This window comes from Brevundimonas sp. S1H14 (assembly GCF_047716865.1).
Classification (GTDB): Bacteria; Pseudomonadota; Alphaproteobacteria; order Caulobacterales; family Caulobacteraceae; genus Brevundimonas; species Brevundimonas naejangsanensis.
Genome location: NZ_CP136679.1, coordinates 1,795,722 through 1,813,614, shown reverse-complemented (window position 1 = coordinate 1,813,614; position 17,893 = coordinate 1,795,722). Strand labels below are relative to the sequence as shown.

General features: G+C 65.2%; 16 protein-coding genes. 9 read left to right on the top strand and 7 right to left on the bottom strand.

The window, feature by feature from the left end:
* Positions 1–7: 7 nt before the first annotated feature.
* Genes rfaE2 through RSD66_RS08820 form a run of 3 tightly spaced genes read left to right on the top strand, consistent with a single transcriptional unit; the run spans position 8 to position 3,604 of the window.
* Entirely contained in the window at positions 8–1,468 is a 1,461-nt protein-coding gene (gene rfaE2, locus RSD66_RS08830; RefSeq protein WP_415287360.1) for a D-glycero-beta-D-manno-heptose 1-phosphate adenylyltransferase, read from the top strand.
* 34 nt (positions 1,469–1,502) lie between these two features.
* Entirely contained in the window at positions 1,503–2,504 is a 1,002-nt protein-coding gene (gene rfaD / locus RSD66_RS08825; protein WP_415287359.1) for an ADP-glyceromanno-heptose 6-epimerase, read from the top strand.
* Positions 2,504–3,604 carry a DUF3089 domain-containing protein gene (locus tag RSD66_RS08820; RefSeq protein WP_415287358.1) on the top strand — a complete coding sequence of 367 codons (1,101 nt, stop codon included), beginning with the start codon at positions 2,504–2,506 and terminating at the stop codon, positions 3,602–3,604. Before rfaD ends, RSD66_RS08820 begins: the two co-directional genes overlap by 1 nt.
* Before the next feature lie 21 nt (positions 3,605–3,625).
* Here the strand turns inward: RSD66_RS08820 and RSD66_RS08815 are convergent, their stop codons facing one another.
* Genes RSD66_RS08815 through RSD66_RS08805 form a run of 3 tightly spaced genes read right to left on the bottom strand, consistent with a single transcriptional unit; the run spans position 3,626 to position 5,799 of the window.
* Positions 3,626–4,003, bottom strand: coding sequence for a response regulator (locus tag RSD66_RS08815; RefSeq protein WP_119411994.1), 378 nt, complete (start codon positions 4,001–4,003; stop codon positions 3,626–3,628).
* The gene (locus RSD66_RS08810; RefSeq protein ID WP_415287357.1) at positions 4,003–5,499 is read right to left on the bottom strand and encodes a sensor histidine kinase; all 1,497 of its coding nucleotides are present in this window, start codon (positions 5,497–5,499) and stop codon (positions 4,003–4,005) included. The genes RSD66_RS08815 and RSD66_RS08810 overlap by 1 nt, the downstream gene beginning before the upstream one ends.
* A 21-nt stretch (positions 5,500–5,520) precedes the next feature.
* Positions 5,521–5,799 carry a hypothetical protein gene (locus RSD66_RS08805; protein WP_415287355.1) on the bottom strand — a complete coding sequence of 93 codons (279 nt, stop codon included), beginning with the start codon at positions 5,797–5,799 and terminating at the stop codon, positions 5,521–5,523.
* A gap of 204 nt (positions 5,800–6,003) precedes the next feature.
* Here RSD66_RS08805 and RSD66_RS08800 point away from each other — a divergent pair, with 204 nt between their 5' ends.
* The 6 genes from RSD66_RS08800 to RSD66_RS08775 all read left to right on the top strand — a co-directional run bounded on the left by RSD66_RS08800 (position 6,004) and on the right by RSD66_RS08775 (position 12,121).
* Entirely contained in the window at positions 6,004–7,692 is a 1,689-nt protein-coding gene (locus tag RSD66_RS08800; protein ID WP_415287354.1) for a Mu transposase C-terminal domain-containing protein, read from the top strand.
* Entirely contained in the window at positions 7,689–8,612 is a 924-nt protein-coding gene (locus RSD66_RS08795; RefSeq protein WP_415287352.1) for a TniB family NTP-binding protein, read from the top strand. The genes RSD66_RS08800 and RSD66_RS08795 overlap by 4 nt, the downstream gene beginning before the upstream one ends.
* Positions 8,613–8,657: 45 nt before the next feature.
* Positions 8,658–9,695 (top strand): TniQ family protein, encoded by a 1,038-nt coding sequence (locus RSD66_RS08790; protein ID WP_415287351.1) that lies wholly within the window; start codon positions 8,658–8,660, stop codon positions 9,693–9,695.
* A gap of 39 nt (positions 9,696–9,734) precedes the next feature.
* Positions 9,735–10,124, top strand: coding sequence for a hypothetical protein (locus RSD66_RS08785; protein WP_415287350.1), 390 nt, complete (start codon positions 9,735–9,737; stop codon positions 10,122–10,124).
* 11 nt (positions 10,125–10,135) lie between these two features.
* Positions 10,136–10,393 carry a hypothetical protein gene (locus tag RSD66_RS08780; RefSeq protein WP_415287349.1) on the top strand — a complete coding sequence of 86 codons (258 nt, stop codon included), beginning with the start codon at positions 10,136–10,138 and terminating at the stop codon, positions 10,391–10,393.
* Between the two features lie 360 nt (positions 10,394–10,753).
* A complete protein-coding gene (locus RSD66_RS08775; protein WP_415287348.1) occupies positions 10,754–12,121 on the top strand; it encodes a hypothetical protein in 1,368 nt (455 codons plus the stop codon).
* Positions 12,122–12,129: 8 nt separating this feature from the next.
* Here the strand turns inward: RSD66_RS08775 and RSD66_RS08770 are convergent, their stop codons facing one another.
* The 4 genes from RSD66_RS08770 to RSD66_RS08755 are packed head-to-tail and all read right to left on the bottom strand — an operon-like array spanning position 12,130 to position 17,867.
* Positions 12,130–14,799, bottom strand: coding sequence for a hypothetical protein (locus RSD66_RS08770; protein ID WP_415287347.1), 2,670 nt, complete (start codon positions 14,797–14,799; stop codon positions 12,130–12,132).
* Positions 14,796–15,959, bottom strand: coding sequence for an SIR2 family protein (locus tag RSD66_RS08765; RefSeq protein WP_415287345.1), 1,164 nt, complete (start codon positions 15,957–15,959; stop codon positions 14,796–14,798). The genes RSD66_RS08770 and RSD66_RS08765 overlap by 4 nt, the downstream gene beginning before the upstream one ends.
* Entirely contained in the window at positions 15,956–16,579 is a 624-nt protein-coding gene (locus RSD66_RS08760; protein ID WP_415287344.1) for a hypothetical protein, read from the bottom strand. The genes RSD66_RS08765 and RSD66_RS08760 overlap by 4 nt, the downstream gene beginning before the upstream one ends.
* Positions 16,566–17,867 carry a hypothetical protein gene (locus RSD66_RS08755; protein WP_415287343.1) on the bottom strand — a complete coding sequence of 434 codons (1,302 nt, stop codon included), beginning with the start codon at positions 17,865–17,867 and terminating at the stop codon, positions 16,566–16,568. Before RSD66_RS08755 ends, RSD66_RS08760 begins: the two co-directional genes overlap by 14 nt.
* Positions 17,868–17,893 lie beyond the last annotated feature (26 nt).

The following is a 17,893-nucleotide window of genomic DNA, read 5'->3' as shown; positions in this document are numbered from 1 at the left end:
CGGCGTCATGGCTGAACGTTCTCTTGATCTCGGCGCCCTGCAGTCCCTGCTGGAGCGCGTGCGCGACCTGAAGGTCGCCTGCGTCGGCGATCTGATGCTGGATCGCTATGTCTATGGCGAGGTCAGCCGCATCTCGCCCGAGGCGCCGATCCCTGTCCTGCGCGCGCGCCGCACCGTGGCCATGCCCGGCGGCGTAGGCAATGTCGCCCGCAACGTCGCGGCTCTGGGCGGTCAGGCCCGTCTGGGCGCCGTGGCGGGCGATGACGCGGCGGGCGCCGAGTTGGCCGATCTGATCGCGGCCGAGGACCGGATCGAGGATGCCCTGATCCGCCCCGGAGGCGCCGCCACCATCGTCAAGACGCGCTTCGTCGCCGCCGGCCAGCAGTTGCTGCGTCTGGACGACGAGGCCGCCTTCCATTCCAGCTATGCTGACAAGGCCGTGTTCCACGGCGCGGGCGCCATCCTGCTGTCCGACTACGCCAAGGGCGTGGTGGACGACGGCGCCGTTCAGGCGGCGTTGTGGGCCGGGGCCGAATACGGCGCGCCGGTCATCGTCGATCCCAAAGGCCGCGACTTCGCCCGCTACGGCGCGGTCGACGTCATCAAGCCGAACGCCAGCGAACTGGCGGGCGCCACCGGCCTGCCGACCGAGACCGACGAACAGGTCGAGGCCGCCCTGGCCGCCCTGCTGGACGCCACCACGGCCAAGGCCGTCATCGTCACCCGCGCGGGCAAAGGCATGACGCTGGCGAAACGGGGCGGCGGGGTCACTCACTTCCCCGGTCGGGCGCGTGAAGTGTTCGACGTCTCGGGCGCTGGGGACACCTGCCTCGCCGCGCTAGGCCTCGCGCTGGGCGCGGGCGCGACGCTGGAGCAGGCGGTGCAGTTCGCCATCCTCGCCTCGGGCGTGGTGGTGGGCAAGAGCGGCACCGCCGTCGTCACCCCGGCCGAACTGATCGAGGCCGAGATGAGCCAGCACGCAGCGCTGGCCCAGTCCAAGGTCACGCCGCTGGACGAACTGGCCGATCAGGTCGAGGCGTGGAAGCGTCAGGGCCTGAAGGTCGGCTTCACCAACGGCTGCTTCGATATCCTACACCGCGGCCACGTCGCCTATCTGGCCCAGGCGCGCAGCTGGTGCGACCGGCTGGTGGTGGCGCTGAACACCGACGCCTCGGTGCGCCGCCTGAAGGGCGAGGGCCGCCCCGTCAACGATCTGGACAGCCGCGCCGCCGTCATCGGCGGCTTGGCCAGCGTGGATCGCGTCACCGCCTTCGACGATCCGACCCCCATCGCCCTGATCGAGCGTCTGAAGCCGGACATCCTCATCAAGGGCTCGGACTACACCAAGGACAAGGTGGTCGGCGCCACCGAGGTCGAGAGCTGGGGCGGCGAGGTTCGTCTGGCTGAGTTCGCCGACGGATATTCCACCACGAAGACCATCGAGAAGATGACTGGAGAGAAGGCATGAGCCCCTCAAGCAGCGAAGCGGTAGGGGAACAAAAATGACCCCGCGAATGATCGTCGTCACGGGCGGCGCGGGCTTCATCGGCTCCAACATCGTCGCCCGCCTGTGCGAGAGCGGCGCCTGGGACGTGGTCGTCTGCGACCGGCTGGAGACGGCCGATCTCGCCAAATGGAAGAACATCGCCAAACACCCCATCGCCGACCTGTGGGCGCCCGAAGAGCTGTTCGACCAACTGGAGCGTCACGCTGACCGTATCGAGGCGGTGATCCACATGGGCGCCATCTCCTCGACGACCGAGCCGGACGCTGACCTGATCCTGCGGACCAACTTCAGCCTGTCGCGCGACATCTGGGACTGGTGCGCTGTGCGTAACGTGCGGATGATCTACGCCTCCTCGGCCGCCACCTACGGCGACGGCGAGGCGGGCTTTGAGGATCGCGACGATCCTGAGAGCCTGAATGCGCTGCGTCCGCTAAACGCCTACGGCTATTCAAAATACCTGTTCGACCAATACGCCGTGCGTCAGGCGGATCGGGGCGAGGCGCCGCCCCAGTGGGCCGGGCTGAAGTTCTTCAACGTCTATGGTCCGAACGAGGGCCACAAGGGCGGCATGAAGTCGGTCGTCGCCCAGATCTGGCCCAAGGTGCAGGCGGGCGAGACGGTCAGCCTGTTCCGCTCGCACAACCCCAACTACCCCGACGGCGGCCAGTTGCGCGACTTCGTCTTCGTCGACGACGTGGTGAACATCATCCTGTGGCTGCTGGAGCGCGAAGATATCTCGGGCGTGTTCAACGCCGGATCGGGTCAGGCGCGTTCCTTTGCCGATCTGGCGCGGGCCACTTTCGCGGCGGCGGGCAAGGAAGCCTCCATCGCCTATGTGGACATGCCGGAGACGATCCGCGACCGCTATCAGTACTTCACCGAGGCCCGCATGGATCGCATCCGCGCCCTCGGCTACGGCGGCCAGTCGACCCCGCTGGAGGAAGGCGTCCGCCGCTACGTCCAGGACTTCCTGGCCCAGTCGGACCCGTACCGCTGATGCTGCCCCGGCTGACTGCGCGCCAGTGGGTCGGCTACGCGGGTTTTGCGCTCGTCTTCATTCTGACGGCGGCGGTCGCCGTCTGGCGCGGCGATATCCTGCGTTCCGGTCTCGACCCTCAGGTGCCGTTCCAGACCTATCAGCCGCCGGCCAAGCCCGACTATGCGCAGGCTGACGCCTGGGCCCTGCTGGACGCCCGCACGCCGGCGGCCGGGCCCGCCCACGTCTTCTTCGTCCATTCCACCACCTATAACGGCGGCAAGGAGTGGAACGGGGCCATTGACGACGCCCGCGCCCTGGCCGGGCTGCGCGGCGCGGTCCTGCCCAACTACGCCGGGCCTCTGGCCCTGGCTGGAGACGTCAGCGCGCCCCTGTATCGCCAAGCCAGCCTCTACACCCGCCTGACCCTGCGTGAAGACGCCCGAGAGGCGCGCGCCTTCGCCTATCAGGACATATCCGTTGCATTTGACGCCTGGCTGAAGCGTCACCCCGACGGCCCCATCATCCTGGCCGGGGTAGAGCAGGGGGCCGAACTGGCCGACCGCCTGCTGCATGAACGGATCGCGCCCGATCCCGCCCTGCGGTCGCGTCTGGCCGCCGCCTATCTGATGGAGCACCTGGCTCCGACACCTCGTTTCACCGCCATTCCCCTGTGCAGCAGCCGCGAGCAGGCTGGCTGTGTCGTGACCTGGCGCTCGCTCGAGGAGAACAATGAAAGCGAGGCTCGACGCGCGCTGCGTCGCGCCCTGACGTGGGACGACCGGGGGGCTCTGGTGACGTTCGACGGCCTGGCCTCGGCCTGCGTCAATCCGGTCACGGGATCGGCAGGCGCCCCGCGCTCTGAAATGCGCGAAAGCCGCGGCGCCACCAACGCCACCAATCTGGAGTGGGGCGTACGTCCCGCCCTGCAACGCCGTATCGTAGCGGCAGAGTGCCGCGACGGCGTCCTGTGGCGATCACGGCTGAGCTCAGAGTCCTTCCGACCGACTGGCGCCTGGGCCGAACAGCGCAAGATCCCGCCCTACAACCCCTTCTATGCCGACATAGAGGCGGATGCGCTGGCCCGTCTGTCGGCATGGTCAGCGCTGCATCCGTCGTAAGCGAGCGTCAGGATAAGGCGCTCAGGCCCTCTGCATGTTCAGGGCGGTCATCAGGGCGTCGCGGATGGCGCCTTCGGTGAAGGGCTTCTGCACCGTGGGGTTGCCGCGCCAGTGTTCCGGCAGGCCCGCCTCACCATATCCGGTCGAGAACACGAACGGCACGCCCCTGGCCTTCAACGCCTCAGCGACCGGAAATATCTCCTGCCCCGCGACATTGACGTCCAGCAGGGCGGCATCGAGCGGAGAGGTCCCTGACGCGACGTTCAGTCCGTCCTCGATGTTGGATTCCGGCCCGACCACATCGCAACCAAGGTCGGCCAGAATGGTCTCAAGCAGCATGGCCACCAGGGACTCGTCCTCCACGATCAGCACGCGTCTACCGGAAAAGATATCGGTCATCAGGCGTCTGTCTCCAGCGGCAGGGTGAATCGGGCGCTCAGGCCGTGGCCTGTGTAACTCATATCAACAGCGCCGCGCAGGTCATGCCGAACATTGCGCTCGATCAAGCGAGTGCCGAAACCGCGCCGCTCTGGTTTCTGCACGGTCTGACCGGCGGTTTCACTCCAGATGATCTCCAACTGGGGGGAAGAATGATTGATCACGCGCCAGTCGACCGTCACCCGCCCATCGCCATGCGCCAGGGCGCCGTATTTGGCGGCATTGGTGGCCAGCTCATGGAAAATCATGCCCAGCGACAGGGCTCTGGCTGGCGAAAGAGCGACAAGCGGCCCGTTCAGACTCAGCCGTCCTGCCCCGTGCGCGCGCGTCTCATGTTCCAGCACCGAGCGCAGATCGGCGCCCTCCCAGTGGCTCTTCGTGAGAAGATCGTGGGTGTGGGACAGGGCCATAAGCCGCGCTTCGAAGGCCTCGGCGAACGAGCGGGGGTCCTGGTGGGTGCGGGCCGTCTGCATGGCGATGGATTGAACGGTGGCCAGGGTGTTCTTTACGCGATGATTGAGCTCGTCGATCATCAGCTTCTGCCGTTCGGCGGCCATGACGACATCCGTCACGTCATGCCCCTGAACAAAGACGCCGATCACGCGCGCATTCTCGTCCCGGATGGGCTGATAGGCGAAGTCGATGTAGCGATTGTCCGCCGGACCGTCCGGTGAATGCTGCAGGCTGAACGCCCGCTGCCTGCCCATGACCGGTTCCCCGGTCTCATAGACGTCGTTGAGAAAGTCGAGATGGCCCTGTTCGCCCAGCTCGGGCAGGGCCTGTTTGACCGTCTGGCCCAGAATGTCTCTATGATTGACAAGGCGATAGCAGGCCTCATTGCAGAACTGGATGACGTGATCCGGTCCGTTCAGAACCGCAACAAAGCCCGGCGCGTTCAACAGAACATCCGAGAGCTGGCGCCGCTCGGCCTCCAGCCTTTGATTGTCCGCCTCTACCTCCATCGCCCGACGAAAGACGCCACCGCCCAGCATCTGTTCCAGGGCGTCGCGGGGGGCCTCATCTGATGTCCGAGCCTTGACCAGCTCGGTGACGTCGCTGGTGTGCTGCAGTATATGGGTGACCTCGTCGTGATCATTCTTGATCGGCGTGTGGGTGCAACTCCAGTAGCGATCATCGAACACGGCTTCGCCGTGGGGGCTCCGCGTGCGGATCGGATAATGCAGCAACGCCAGATGATCGGCTTCGCCCGTTTCCAGTACTTTCTTGAAGGATGTTTCAAGCCGTTGGCTGGCGTCGCGGCTTGGCCCTTGGGGCGCGGCGCCGAATACATCCATCACATGCACGCCGATCAGTTCCTCCCGCCTGCGGAGCGTAACGTCCAGATAGGCTTGGTTCATTCCTGCAAATCGCAGGTCGCGGTCCAGCAGCATATAGGGGTTAGGCGAGGCGTCGAAGGCCGCGACCAGGTCAATCGTTTTGGCCAGTGTCTTCAACACGCCCCCCGTCCTGTTGCGTCCCTAACGCAACGCGCGCGGAAAGGGTGCACGGCCCGCTGTTGAAACAGGGAAACAGTAAAGACCAGCGTCCTTAAGCGTCAAGTTGACAGCGGCTGGCGTGGGGAAAAGGATGAACACGGACACCGATTCATCAAACCGATTGTTCTCCACCTTGAGCGCTTGGGGGACTGCCTCCGCCGGATTTTCCAGTGAATGATCACAAGGGCGCTGGCTTAGGCCATACGACTTCATGCTGCGGCTCTCAGGCAACGGAGAATCAAGCGACATGTAGCTGGCCATGATTGATTCCCGCCTTTGTCGCGATTGATTGTCATCCCCTTCGCTTCCCGCGCCATGAGGAAATTGTGAAATTTCTGAATTTCGGACGGATCATTTGGCTCACAATTACTACCGTCAGGCCTGAAGTAGCAATTGTGGTATCGGTCATTGCTAGCGCGGGCATGCCTAAAGGCGTTTGTTAATTGGCGATAGGAGTCGCCAATCATGCCTTCCGCATCCAGCGCCTATGAAGAACGGCTTAGACGACGATTTGTCGTTGCACGTCGGATAGCGGCTGGCGAATTCGGTGGCTACGCGCTGCCCGAAAGCGTTCTGAAGCAGACCTTGAATGTCTCCTTGAAAACCCATCAAGGCGACATCAGGCGAGCGAAGGTCTTCGACACATTCGAAGCCTGGAAGCCCGGGAAAACAGGCCCGAAGCCTGGCACTCGGATCTCGACACGATTGATGAGGATCATCGAGGCTTGGACGTACGAACGAGCAAGCAAAAAGCGAAATGACCGGAAGCTGAGCGCCGATCTCGCGTCTCACTTCGAGATCATCGGAGCGCCGGTAGCGGAGCAACCATCAGAATCGACCATACGGCGTGCAATTCTAGACATTTACAAACGTGATCCGGCGCACTTCGCCTCGCAACGTCACGGTCGGGCGGGGCGTCGCCTGCATATGCTCCAGAAAGGTGCTCTGGAGGCTGAAAGGCCCCTTCAGTTTGTAATCATCGATCACACCCCAGCCGACGTGAAAGTGCTGAGCATCGAGCGACCTGAAGAGAAAGTTCGGCCCACACTGACGACGGCTACAGACCTGTTCACGGGCGTGATGCTCGCCGGCTTTCTTTCCAGATTTCCGCCCGGACGAGAAACCGTGGCTATGGCCATGGCGATGATCGTGACGAACAAAACGGACTTGTTACGTACCTATCGGGTGCCTGGAGAATGGGAATGTAGTGGCCTTCCAGAATGCGTAATGGTCGATGGTGCCGGAGAGTTCGATAACGACAGCTTCAAATGGTCCTGTAATCGATACGGCATCGATCTGCAGATCGGGCTGCCTGGATTGCCTGAAGCGCGATCTCCGCATGAGCGAGCTTTCAGAACCCTGAACTCTGATATTCACGAGTGGCCGGGCACTACGCTCAGCAACGCGCAAATGTTGAAAAGCCACGGCGGAGAAAAGGATGCCGAACTTCCCTTCGAGGAGGCGCAGCGTCGGTTATTGCTGGCGCTCATGGAGTTCAACAACGAGACATATGGTGGTTCGGAACCCCCTCGAATTCACAAATGGAGGCAATATCAAAGCACCCATCCGACCCGGCGATTGGAGGCCATGGATCAACGCAGGACATTCATTGAATTCCTGCCGCACAGAATTTCAAAACTTCAAACGAGAGGCATCAAGTTCGAAAATTGCTGGTTTCGATCGGGAGACCTCGCCAAGCCGATCTACGAAGGCCGCCGACAGGTTCGATTCCATTGGAACCCCCGCGATGTGAGCGAGATCTATGTCTCGATCGAGGATGGACCATACCTGACCATCCCGAGAGCAACCAACCGGCACGCACCTAAAGATCTGTATGAGCTGCGGATCTACAATAAGGAGCGCCGTCGAACGGCTGAAGAAGCCAAAGATTCGTTGCTTCTGGCGCAAATTCGAGAAGCGAAGAGAGCTAATGCTCCCCCGTATCTTCTCTTTCTGGGGGAAGACTACGATCGCGGAGCAGCTGGATCACACCTCGAAGAATTGTCGCCGCCCCTGGATCTGTCGGATTTTCATCCGAAAGAGTCTGTCGATGTCGCGGCCGAGCTGCCCTCCAGCGAGCCGCCACCGGAAGCACGTGCTGATGAGACGTTACTGGGCTTCCAAATTCCTGATTTTCCAACGAGGCTGAAATGAACTCAGTCGACGTGGACCCTTTCGCCCATTTGATCCCCGGCGCACGCAAGGTCTTGGACGGCTCGGAAGCCGCAAGGTTTGCTTTCATTGGCCGCGACAAGTTGATTGAAACCCCGGCTTTGAGGCAGGTGCAGCAGTATGGGGAGGAACTCTACGCTCATGCTCAGATTCAGCGCCCGCCAAACGGCCTTCTGATTGGGCCATCAGGCATCGGGAAAACCCATGCCATTTCATCACTGGTTGATCGCCACCCACCGCGCCGGTCTAGAGCTAGCGGTGAACTGAGAGTGCCTATTCTTTTGCTGGAATACCCGCCGGAGCCCAGTCGGCGCTGGTTCGCTAAGGCCATTGCTGAAGGGCTAGGCTATTTAATGCCACTGCCGAGGCACAGTGCCGACATATACGCCCTGCTACTGAGATTGATCGACAGAGCGCGAACAAGACTCATCATTTGCGAAGAAGTTGGTCAGCTTCATGGGTGGGGTCGAGAGCATGTCCTGTATTTCTACGGGCTCACGCGATGGCTTTCCAATCAAACGAAAGTTCCGATTATCTACACTGGAACCGATCAGGCGGCTGACCTCATTGACGGCGACATCCAGCTCAAGCGGCGTTTCGAGCACCTGAAGTTGGTCCCTTGGAAGGCGGACGCCGAATTCGCGGGTTTCATCAAAGCATACCTTCGGACACTACCTCTGCGCCACGAAACCATCGTCGATCTTAGTTTGGTGGAATGTGTCCACGAGATGAGCGAGGGGATCACCGATACGGTCGTCAAGATACTGAACCGGGCGGCGAAGCGCGCCATCCAGTCGGGTGCGGAGAGGATAACGGCGGCCGACATCATAGCCGACGTCAGCTTGCCACCTGTGATTACGATTGGGCGTCCGATCGTCAGACGCCGCCAACGCCGTCGCTAAGCTTGCCGTCCGCTATGCAAACAAGATCGAGCGAGGGTGTATCCAATGGCGCGTAGGCAGCGGCGAGTCGGCTACAGCTATGCGCCCTCTCCTGTGGACGACGAAACATTAGGGTCGTGGGTTCAGCGGATCGCCTGGGGCCAAGAAACGTGTGGATCAGGTCTAGTTGGTCGTATCGACGTCGATTGGTCGCCGCCGATTGAAGTGCTCAAGCTACTAGCTGAGGGGAGCGCACAGCCGATCGATCGACTTCGAGCCATGACTTTAGATAGACGCTATCCTGGGACAACCCGCGCCGATTTCGCCCGATCTGACGGAGCTGCGTTTCCCGGATGCCATGCCTTTTGCCCCCTATGCGCACGACGTGATTTGGAGGTTTATGGTCATGTGGTGCTCAGGGCACGGAATGCCGGGTTTTGGCGGCTGGCCTGCGGCGAGCATCGTTGTTTGCTCGACAGCGTGGAAAGCGAAGACGCGATCACCCCCCATCGCAGGCTCTATGACCGGAGATGGCTCGATGGACGAATCCGCGCAGCGAGACCGGCGTCGGCTGCGCCGCCGGTGGCCTTGGCCTTCGAACGCGCCATACGCCGCGTTGTTTCTGACCGATCCCCCGGTCCTCTGTGGCTGGAGCAAGATCCTTCGAGTTTCAAGGCTGCAGCGATCTTTCTCGCTGCGCAGGTGTTGCTGGTGAGACGCGACGGAGCGGGCCGCGGTCCGTCGCCTGCGTGGGCTTTGCTCGGCGCCAGAATGCCCGACGTCTACGGCAAGGGGATCGACCGATGGGATGAAAGCTTCATTCGCAGAGCACCAAGTTGGCTTCGTGTGAGGGCGATGACAGCTTGTGCCCGCCTTCTTCTTCGACCCTGCGCAACCGCTGATCTTGGGGAGGCCATTTGGTGGGCTCCACCGGGCGCTGCACGAGAGCACCGTGGCCCGGCCTGGTTGGCCGCTTCAGGCGCTATGACACGTACTCAGATGGAGGAGGTGTGTCGGGTATCGAAAGGCTGGTCTTCCTCGCTGAGGTCGATTGTGAGCGCCGCGATCGAGCCAAGGTTGGCGTTACTGGGCGGCTCATCCTAGACTCCGGATACGAAAAGGCTTGATCAAAGCGCCAGCGAGATGTCTGATTCCGCTATGGCCCCCAATGCTCAAAGACCAACCTATGTCGAAGAGGGCAGGGTAGCCCTCAGCGTTCGCTTGCCGCGCGAGATGCACACGAGAATGCGCAAGCTGGCGATTGATCGGGGTTGCCGGGTGAATGATCTCTACCAGGAAGTGCTTCAAGTCTATCTGATTGAACGTCTTCCAGGAGAGCCGTTCCTACGTGCACCACCAACGAGCGCTACGCCGGTGACTTTATGGCTAGAGCCAACCTTTAGCGATCAATTCCGGGAAGCGTTAGAGCGCCGCTGCCTCACCGCGACGAACGTGGTCGTGACGGCACTCTTGCATCATTTCGGCGAAGATCACCCGACACATGATCGTCTGGCCTTACAAACTGCAGCTTGAGCGAGAAATCAATGATCACATCGTCCGAGCCAGACAGCCAGGAAGCGCTTGCGGAGCAACTCAACGCGATCCTTGACCGCTACGATGATGATCCAAAAGAAGCTGACCAATCCATTCGCGAACTCTTAGCCATCACGCTTCCCGAAGACGGCGTCCTATATGCAGAGGATGTGTTTGAGGCCACCAAGGCGGCAGGCCTTCGCATCCAGTTCAAACTGCTGAAGGATGACGGTGCAGTTGGCGGCGAGGATGGCGCGAATCTAGAATGACCGGACCTGACTCATAGCAGAAGTTAACAAGGTCCGCTAAGCGACCATCTGTTAGCTCGCGAGTGAGGACTCGCGTTTAAGCCGGGTCATGAACTGAGAGCGTGATGTCAGTCTAACGCTAACTGAAGAGTCGAAAGGCGGCGTGGAACAGCCGGTTATGGCGAGGCAAACCGGGGGAGACCCTGTCCCTCACTCAGGGACTGCGGCGTCTATCACAACCCGGCGCCGCCGCAGCGGTTCGGCAAGAGCGGCTGATCGGAGTTGGCCTGCGTAGCTGGTGTCGGCGCGTCAGGATGTTGACCGGCGTCGGACCGGTCGCCACATTCGTCGAACGGCGATTACGCCGGTCAGGGAGCCACCATGGCGTCGACGCCGCCGGACGGGATCGACGTCTGTCTCGATTCCAACATCATCCTGGAAGGGCGGGCGCTCGCGGATCTGCCTTGGCCGGACCTGTCCCCCGAGGGCCCGATCCGGGCCTGGGTTACCGCCCGGGTCGTCGAGGAAATCGACGGCAAGAAGCGCGACGGACGGCTCGGCACCCATGCCCGTGCCTTCAACCGTCTCCTGACGCCGGCCGTAACCGAAGGCGCGGCCGTGGTCGTGCGCGAGGCCACGCCGCGGGTCGAACTCGGGTTCGCAGCGCACGGGCGGATCGACTGGGACGCCTGGCCCGATGCGGACCCCGATGACGGCGACACTCGGGTGGTGCTCGAGGCGCTGAACGCGACGACGCCCGGAGCGCGGCTCTTGGTCAGCCACGATCTCAAGCCCTTGGCCCTTGCCAGGGCCCATGGCCTGGCGGTGCACCGCGCCTCCGACGACTGGCTGCGCCCGATCGAGCCCGGGCCGAAGGACAAGGAAATCCAGAGGCTCAAGCAGCAGGTGCAGGATCTGCGGCGGGACGAACCCGCCTTCGAGATCTCCATCAGCCTCAGTCCCGACGACTCGCTCTCGCTCTGGAGCGTCGCCCCTCTGGACGATACGGCGCGCGGCGACTTCACCAGGAAGCTCCAGGCCCGCACCCGCCCACTGTCCCAGCGCGGCGACGGCGTGCTCGGCATCCGCAGCCTAGACCACGACCATACTTACGACGATCGGTTCGACGCCTACCACGACACGGCCCTGCCGGCCTTCGCCGCCGATTTCCACAACCGGATGGGCCTGCTCTTCAACCAGCGGCGGCTCGTGGTCACGGTCGCCAACATCGGTTTGATCCGGGCCGAACATCTGACGGTCGAAATCGCCACGAGCGACGGATGGCTGAACGACCGCCTCATCTTCGTCTCGCCGAACGGCCCTCCCGCGCCCAAGCTGAGATCGCCCTTCGGTGTCGCACCCGGTCTCTGGCGCGGGATCGGGTCCCAAGTCGGCCGCCACGCGTTCGATCCCGTCCAGCCCGCCGAGCGGAGCCCCGCCTTCGCCGCGACCTGCGAGGACTTCCGCAGCCGCGATACCTATGAGTATCGCGGCGTCCTTGTCCCGACTCCGACCGAAGGCGTGGTGGAGATCACCGTCACCCTTCGCGCCGGAAACCTGCGCGGCGCCGTCACCGAGACCCGGCGGTGGGACAAGACGCTGCAGGCGGTTGAGGTGTCGGAGCTTGTCGATCTCGAGACCCTGACCGCCAGACTCCCGTTTCCCCTGATGGACGAGATGAGGGCCGCCTATAAGTCCAGGGAGGACGTGGACGACCTCATCGAGATCGACGGGGCCGAGGACGACTGAGACGCGGCCTAGCGGCGGACAAGGCTGGCCAGACGCTGATAGGGGCGTGTTGAGGCCAGCGCAGGGCTCCGTTCCGAGATCGCCGACAGGGCCAGTTCGAGATCGTGCGGGACCACGGCCTCCTCGTCCTGTCCGACGGTCAGGTCGAGCAGCTGGAGGAGGGCAGCGAAGGCCTCGGGCGTGGGCGGTATGGCGAGAATCCGGCCCTCGTCATCCATCCGGTCCCAGAGCCGGTATTCGAACAGGGACCAGGCGCTGAAGGGCGTCAGGAGGTGGGCGATATCCGCCACCGCCTCCGAAAAGGCCTCTCCGGCGGCGGCCGGAAGCGGGGCGAGAGCGTCGGACAGTTCGGCGGATCGCGTCAGGCGATCCCGGGGCCACCACTCCCGGATGAGGGGGGCGACGGCGGCCCTGTAGGTCGTGGCGCGGTCGGGACGGCCCGCCAGCCAGCGCGCCAGGCTGGCGGCCCCGCGCGCCCGGACCCGGTCGCCGCCCAGACGCAACATCTGTTCGACCTCGGCTTGAGCGAAGGACGGGGGCTGGTCATCCTCCAGGGCTATTGCCGCCGAGAGCAGGATGCGTTCGGCTAGGCCGGCGCGCACGTCCGGCGAAAGAGGGCCGGACTGGGCCATGGCCGCCATGTCCGCCCCGATGACCGCCAGGGTCTCGGGGCCGAGCAGGCCGATCCTAGCGATAGCGTCCCACAGGCTCGGATCCTGGTCCGGTCCCCCGCGCAGGGGGGCGAGGAGCGCGAGATCCGTCCAGGCCGGGTCGGCTCGCCGCAAATAGGGCAGATCGAGCAGAAGGCGGTAGAGGGCCTGACGCCGCGCCTCGCCCCGCACGGATACGATCGCCTCGCGCATGGCGAGGAGGGTCGGATCCCCGAAGGGCTCGGGAACTTCGGCGAGGTTCGGGAGCAGGGTCATGAAGGCGGCCATCATCCGGCCGGCCGAAGAGTTCAGCGCGTTGGCCGCCAGACGCTCTTCCGGCGGCTCGTCGGTCTCCGTCTCCTTTTCCGCGGCGCGGAGATTGGTCAGGGCCGCCGCCGCCGGCCAGGTCCTCAGCCAGATGTCGCGGTAGCGCGCGTCCCGGCCGAACACGCCTCGCGTCGCGTCGAGCCAGCCGGCGACGCCGTCGGCCGCTTCCGCAAGGGCCGGGGTCGACAGGCCCGCGAGGGCGGCGAGAAGACTCTCCTGGCGCGACGTCGCCGCGCCCGCTCCGTCCGCCTGGGCGCGGGCGTCGCGGTCGGCCGCGGCGAGGGCGGCCCAGACCCGCGGGAAGGCATCATGATCGGACTGGGCGATCAGGAGGGCGAGCATTGCGTCCGCGTTGGCCTCGACGAAATCATAGGCCACCCGGCTGTCGGTATAGAGTCGGCCCCGAAGATCGACCTGAAGCTGGTCAAGGACTGGGCGGCCGTCCGCGAGGGCATAGGCCGGCGTCGGTTCGCTGGGGACATATCTGAGCGTCTCGTAGAGGCGCGACAGGCGCGTCACCTCGCCGACGGCCCGAACGGCTTCCGGACGTGCCTCCAGCCACCGGCGGGAGGCCGCGGCGAGCTCGCCGCCCGTGCTGGCCAGACGCAACAGTTCGCGCACGGCGTCTTCGGTGCGCACCCTGTGGCGGACGTTTGCGTCCAGGCTGCGTCGGTAGAGAGCGGCGGGTGGACCGCGGCGGATCCTCGTCTCGAGTCCGGCCCGGGACGGCGCGTCCAGATCGGCGAACCGCGCGGCGCGCATCTCCAGCACCTCCGGGAAACGGTCCTCGTCCCAGAACCGCTCGTCCGGCAGGGCTGCCAGCCAGGGGCCGATCGCGTCGGGCGCAACGATGTCCGGGTGCCGGGCCGCCGCCGCCCAGAGACGCTGGGTCAGGGGCCAGTCCAGCGCGCGCAGCCGGGCGGCGCGGGCCGCCGCCGCCTCCGGCGCGATATCGGCCAGCCGGTCCAGGGCCTCGCTGAACAGGCGGGCAATCGGCGCATAGCCGCTCCTGTAGCGGTCGGGATCCTCGTCCTCCTGGCCGTCGCCGACTCCGTCGCGCGCTCCATCGTCGCCCGGTGCCGGGGCGGGCGGCGGATAGACCCGCGCGACATAGTTGGCCGCCCAGATGGATCCGGATCCCAGCCGGGTCGCCCAGGACAGGGCGTCGACCAGGGCGGCCTCCAGGCGATCGACGAGTTCGCCGATCACGGCGGGGTCGCGGCAGGCGGCCAGACCCACCTCCGCCAGACGAACCCGGCCCTGGCCGCTCAGACGAAAATGCAGGAGATCGGAGACGTCGCGCGCCGGCTTCGGTCGAGGCGACCATTGTCCGTAAAGCTCCACCGACAAGCGCGGATGGACGATCCGAACGATCTCGGCGACGAGATAGCGGGGATCGAGCCCGCGTGCGACGTCTTCGCGAATTTGGATCGCCCGCAGGTCGCCGTCGACCGTGTCGTTGCTCCAGGCCTCGACGACGCACCGCCAGGCGGAGCGGACAGGCTCGGGGATGTCGTGGCGAGGAAGCTCCAGGCTTTCGCGCACGGCCCGGCGTTCGGCCAGCAGGTCCGGGCCGAGCCCGGCCGCCCAGACGAGGACCGCGGGATCGGCCATCCGCCGGTCCAGGAACCGGCGGGTGTTAATCACAATCTCCTGTTCGCGGCGATCGAGCACGCGCCGGCGCAGAATCCGGCCGCTCAACGCCCGTCCTCCAGCTCGCGCACGACGGCGTTGGCCGCCGTCAGCCAGTCGGGACCCGCGCGAAGTTCGCCGCCGATGTAGCTGACCAGCGCGGCGCGGTGATCGCGGCCCGATCGCCGCAGCACATAGCCGAAGACCGACCGATCCGCCTCGCTCGCCTCGTCATGGGCGCTCCGGCACATGGCGCGCAGCCTTCGTCGGGCCCAGAGGTCCTTGTCGGTGGGCACGCTGTCGGCCCAAGCCGCCAGTAGGCGCTGAAGCGCGCGGTGGCCGTCGGCGCTGTCGTAGGAGATGGGGGTGATGGACCGCGCCGCCCATTCGAGCGCCAGGGTCGGGTCGTCGCCCGTGCGCGGAATGAAGGCGTAGCGGTCCTTCAGGTCGCCGAAGTGGCGGGTGTCCCCGGCGACGGCGTTGAGCAGATAGCGGAACGGGGCGTCGTTCAGACTGTAGCCGATGATCACGAGCCGGAAGATGCGGATGGCGTCGTAGATGAAGTCGGAGGCGATACGGCGCCGCAGATAGAGGTCGCCGAGGTCCTGATCGGTCAGGGCGATGTCCGACCCCAGGCGGCCGTGAAGATGAATCACGCCGTGGAAATCGGCCTGGCGGCTGGGGCGGGGCAACCCCCCGAGATCGAAGGCGCGCGGCCGCGTTCGCCCGGCCGCGCGTTCATGCAGTTCGTCGAAATTGGTCGTGACGAGCAGCGGATCCCCGAACCGTCGCGCCAGGATATTCAGGGAGCGGTGCAGGGTATTGGGCGCATGGGCGGCGTCCAGAACCTCCTGGGCCGTCGTCCGCATTCCGCCGGCGATCCTCTGTTCGAGCATGCCGAGCACCACATCGTATTCGCCGCGGGCGAAGAGCTTCAGCTCCGTCGCCTGGCCGGGTGTCAGGGGCGTAGCGAAGGGCCGCCAGTCGATCGCCGCGCCGGCCGCCGTCCGCGAGGCGTCCGCGAACGCCCGCATGGCGTCCGCAAGAACGCCGTCCAGTCGGGCGTAGATGTCGACCACCAAGCCACGGAAATCCGGCAGGCTCGACGGCGCCGGCGTCGACACCCCGGCGCCGGTCAGGAACAGGACCTTGCCCTGGTCCCGGGCCAGCATCAGATCCTCGGGGATGCCGGGCAGGTCCGGCCCGAGATAGACGAGACGGTCGCTCACGTCGGGAGACTCCTGTCTGGGGCGCTCCCGGGGAGGGCGGCGCTCGCCCGTTCCGCCAGATAGTCGCGATAGGCATAGGCGATGAGGTCGCGGACGACTTCCAGCAGGCCGCCTATCGGCGGGCCCTCGAACGGGTCGCCGTGGGCCATGCCGTTTCGAATATCCGAAAGGCGGGGACTGATGTCGCCGGTGACCTGACCGACCACGGAGCCGCCGCAGCGCGCGACGACCGGCAGGGCCGCATCCGTCAGTCCGTCGCCATCGACCATATAGGTTAGCAGGTCCGCGAAGGCTGGTTTCTTCCTTCCGGTAAGACGGCCGTACCGATCCCGCACCGCGAGCTCAAGTGCGATCAGAGCCGCGAGTTCGCCCGCCTTGATTAGGTCGCGATCGATCCATCCGAGCCGGTAGAGGCCCTGGGCTCGCAGGAACTTCCGCTCGACCGCCTCGGGGAGACCCGGCGGCGGCCGCAGCCGTTCGACGAACCTCGCCCAGTCCGCCGCGTGGTCGAACTCAAGCCAGTCCACGGGTGACCGGGCGCTGGGCCAGCACAGCCGCAGCGGCGCGGCGGCGGCCAGGACGCCCAGATCGGCGAGCGGCGAAGGGTCACCCCTGGCCAAGGGCGGACCAGAGAAGACTGGCGGCCGTGACGAGGGCCGGCGGCGTCAGGGCATTGGCCGCGACGCTTTCGACGAGGGACCGAAGGGTTGCTCCGCATTCTCGCAGGATGACGGCGTTGGGCCTGGGCTTCTGCAGCTGGGCCCGGATCGTGGCCGCTTCGGCGTCCAGTTCCGTCCGGACCGAAGGTTCCAGCAAGGGGCGCAGAAGCTCGACGACCGTGTCGAGTTTTTGCGCGACATCCGCGCCGGAGACTGCGACGTGGGCGGTCTGGGCGGCGTCGCGGACATCCTGTTGCACGACCACACCGGCCGATCGGGTAATCACAATGGAGTTTCCTGTGGACGGGGCCGGGGGCGGAGGCGTCTCCAGCCAGCCCCGACTCCGCAGATAGTGGGACAGCTCCCGGGCCTGCGGCCGGTAGATCTGGTCGACCAGGTGTCGCCAGCCCGCGGCCTCGCTGTCGTAGGCACCCGAATAATGATTGTCGGCGATGCTGGACGCCGCCTCTTCCGAGCCCGCGAGATGGTCGAGCAGCGCCAGGGCGACCCCGATCTCCGCCGTGGGATCGTCGGGGAAGGGGAAGGGCTCGCCGAGCTCCACCTCGTCGCTGCGGGCCCTGGCCAGCCACCAGGCGAAATCGACCCCCTCGAGGAGCAGGGCGCGGACGTCAGCGAAATCGGGCTCCCGCGTCAGGTCGGCCAGTCGCCGGGCCCGTTGCGCGAAGGCGCCCGGGGCGGCGTCCGCCATCCGATCGACGAGGTCGTCGTAGCGCTGGAACCAGGCCAAAGGAATCTTGTGCTCGGTCATGGTCTTCATCCTGATCGCTCTCAGCGCGTGACGCAGCCGGCCTTCATAAGGGGTCCATTCGATGCGGCCGCGTAGGGGACGGGGCGGTCCGCCGTGACCGGGCGCGCCGGAGAGCACGCCCTTGATCTCCGAGGCGCGGCCGATCAACCGCGTCCGGATCGCGTCGAGGGCGTCGACGATCTGCCGGACCGCCGGCTCCCGATCCGGACGCGGCAAGTCGGCGAGCGCCTCCTCGGTCCTGTCCGCCAGGGCCGAGATCAGGTCGTCGATCGTCAGGGTCACATAGCGGTCGTAGACGGGGACCACGGAGCCGGAAAACCGCACGCCGGCGATGGTGATCGGCCCCATTCTGGGATGGGCGAGCGCGAGCGGCGTCCCGCCGCCCAGATGCGTCAGCCACGGCGTGAGGCTCTCCCGGTCGATCCGGTCGGCGGCGGTCTCGAGGTCGCGTATGACGCGACTGACCAATGGAATCGTCATGGCGAATCATGTCCCTTGGGTTGCAA

What these genes read in the sequence shown, in the direction of transcription:
- RSD66_RS08800 (WP_415287354.1), top strand. Translation starts at nt 6,004, where the DNA reads ATGCCTTCCGCATCCAGCGCCTATGAAGAACGGCTTAGACGACGATTT.
- RSD66_RS08805 (WP_415287355.1), bottom strand. Translation starts at nt 5,799, where the DNA reads ATGGCCAGCTACATGTCGCTTGATTCTCCGTTGCCTGAGAGCCGCAGC.
- RSD66_RS08775 (WP_415287348.1), top strand. Translation starts at nt 10,754, where the DNA reads ATGGCGTCGACGCCGCCGGACGGGATCGACGTCTGTCTCGATTCCAAC.
- rfaD (WP_415287359.1), top strand. Translation starts at nt 1,503, where the DNA reads ATGACCCCGCGAATGATCGTCGTCACGGGCGGCGCGGGCTTCATCGGC.
- RSD66_RS08785 (WP_415287350.1), top strand. Translation starts at nt 9,735, where the DNA reads ATGTCTGATTCCGCTATGGCCCCCAATGCTCAAAGACCAACCTATGTC.
- RSD66_RS08780 (WP_415287349.1), top strand. Translation starts at nt 10,136, where the DNA reads ATGATCACATCGTCCGAGCCAGACAGCCAGGAAGCGCTTGCGGAGCAA.
- RSD66_RS08795 (WP_415287352.1), top strand. Translation starts at nt 7,689, where the DNA reads ATGAACTCAGTCGACGTGGACCCTTTCGCCCATTTGATCCCCGGCGCA.
- RSD66_RS08790 (WP_415287351.1), top strand. Translation starts at nt 8,658, where the DNA reads ATGGCGCGTAGGCAGCGGCGAGTCGGCTACAGCTATGCGCCCTCTCCT.
- RSD66_RS08755 (WP_415287343.1), bottom strand. Translation starts at nt 17,867, where the DNA reads ATGACGATTCCATTGGTCAGTCGCGTCATACGCGACCTCGAGACCGCC.
- rfaE2 (WP_415287360.1), top strand. Translation starts at nt 8, where the DNA reads ATGGCTGAACGTTCTCTTGATCTCGGCGCCCTGCAGTCCCTGCTGGAG.
- RSD66_RS08820 (WP_415287358.1), top strand. Translation starts at nt 2,504, where the DNA reads ATGCTGCCCCGGCTGACTGCGCGCCAGTGGGTCGGCTACGCGGGTTTT.
- RSD66_RS08815 (WP_119411994.1), bottom strand. Translation starts at nt 4,003, where the DNA reads ATGACCGATATCTTTTCCGGTAGACGCGTGCTGATCGTGGAGGACGAG.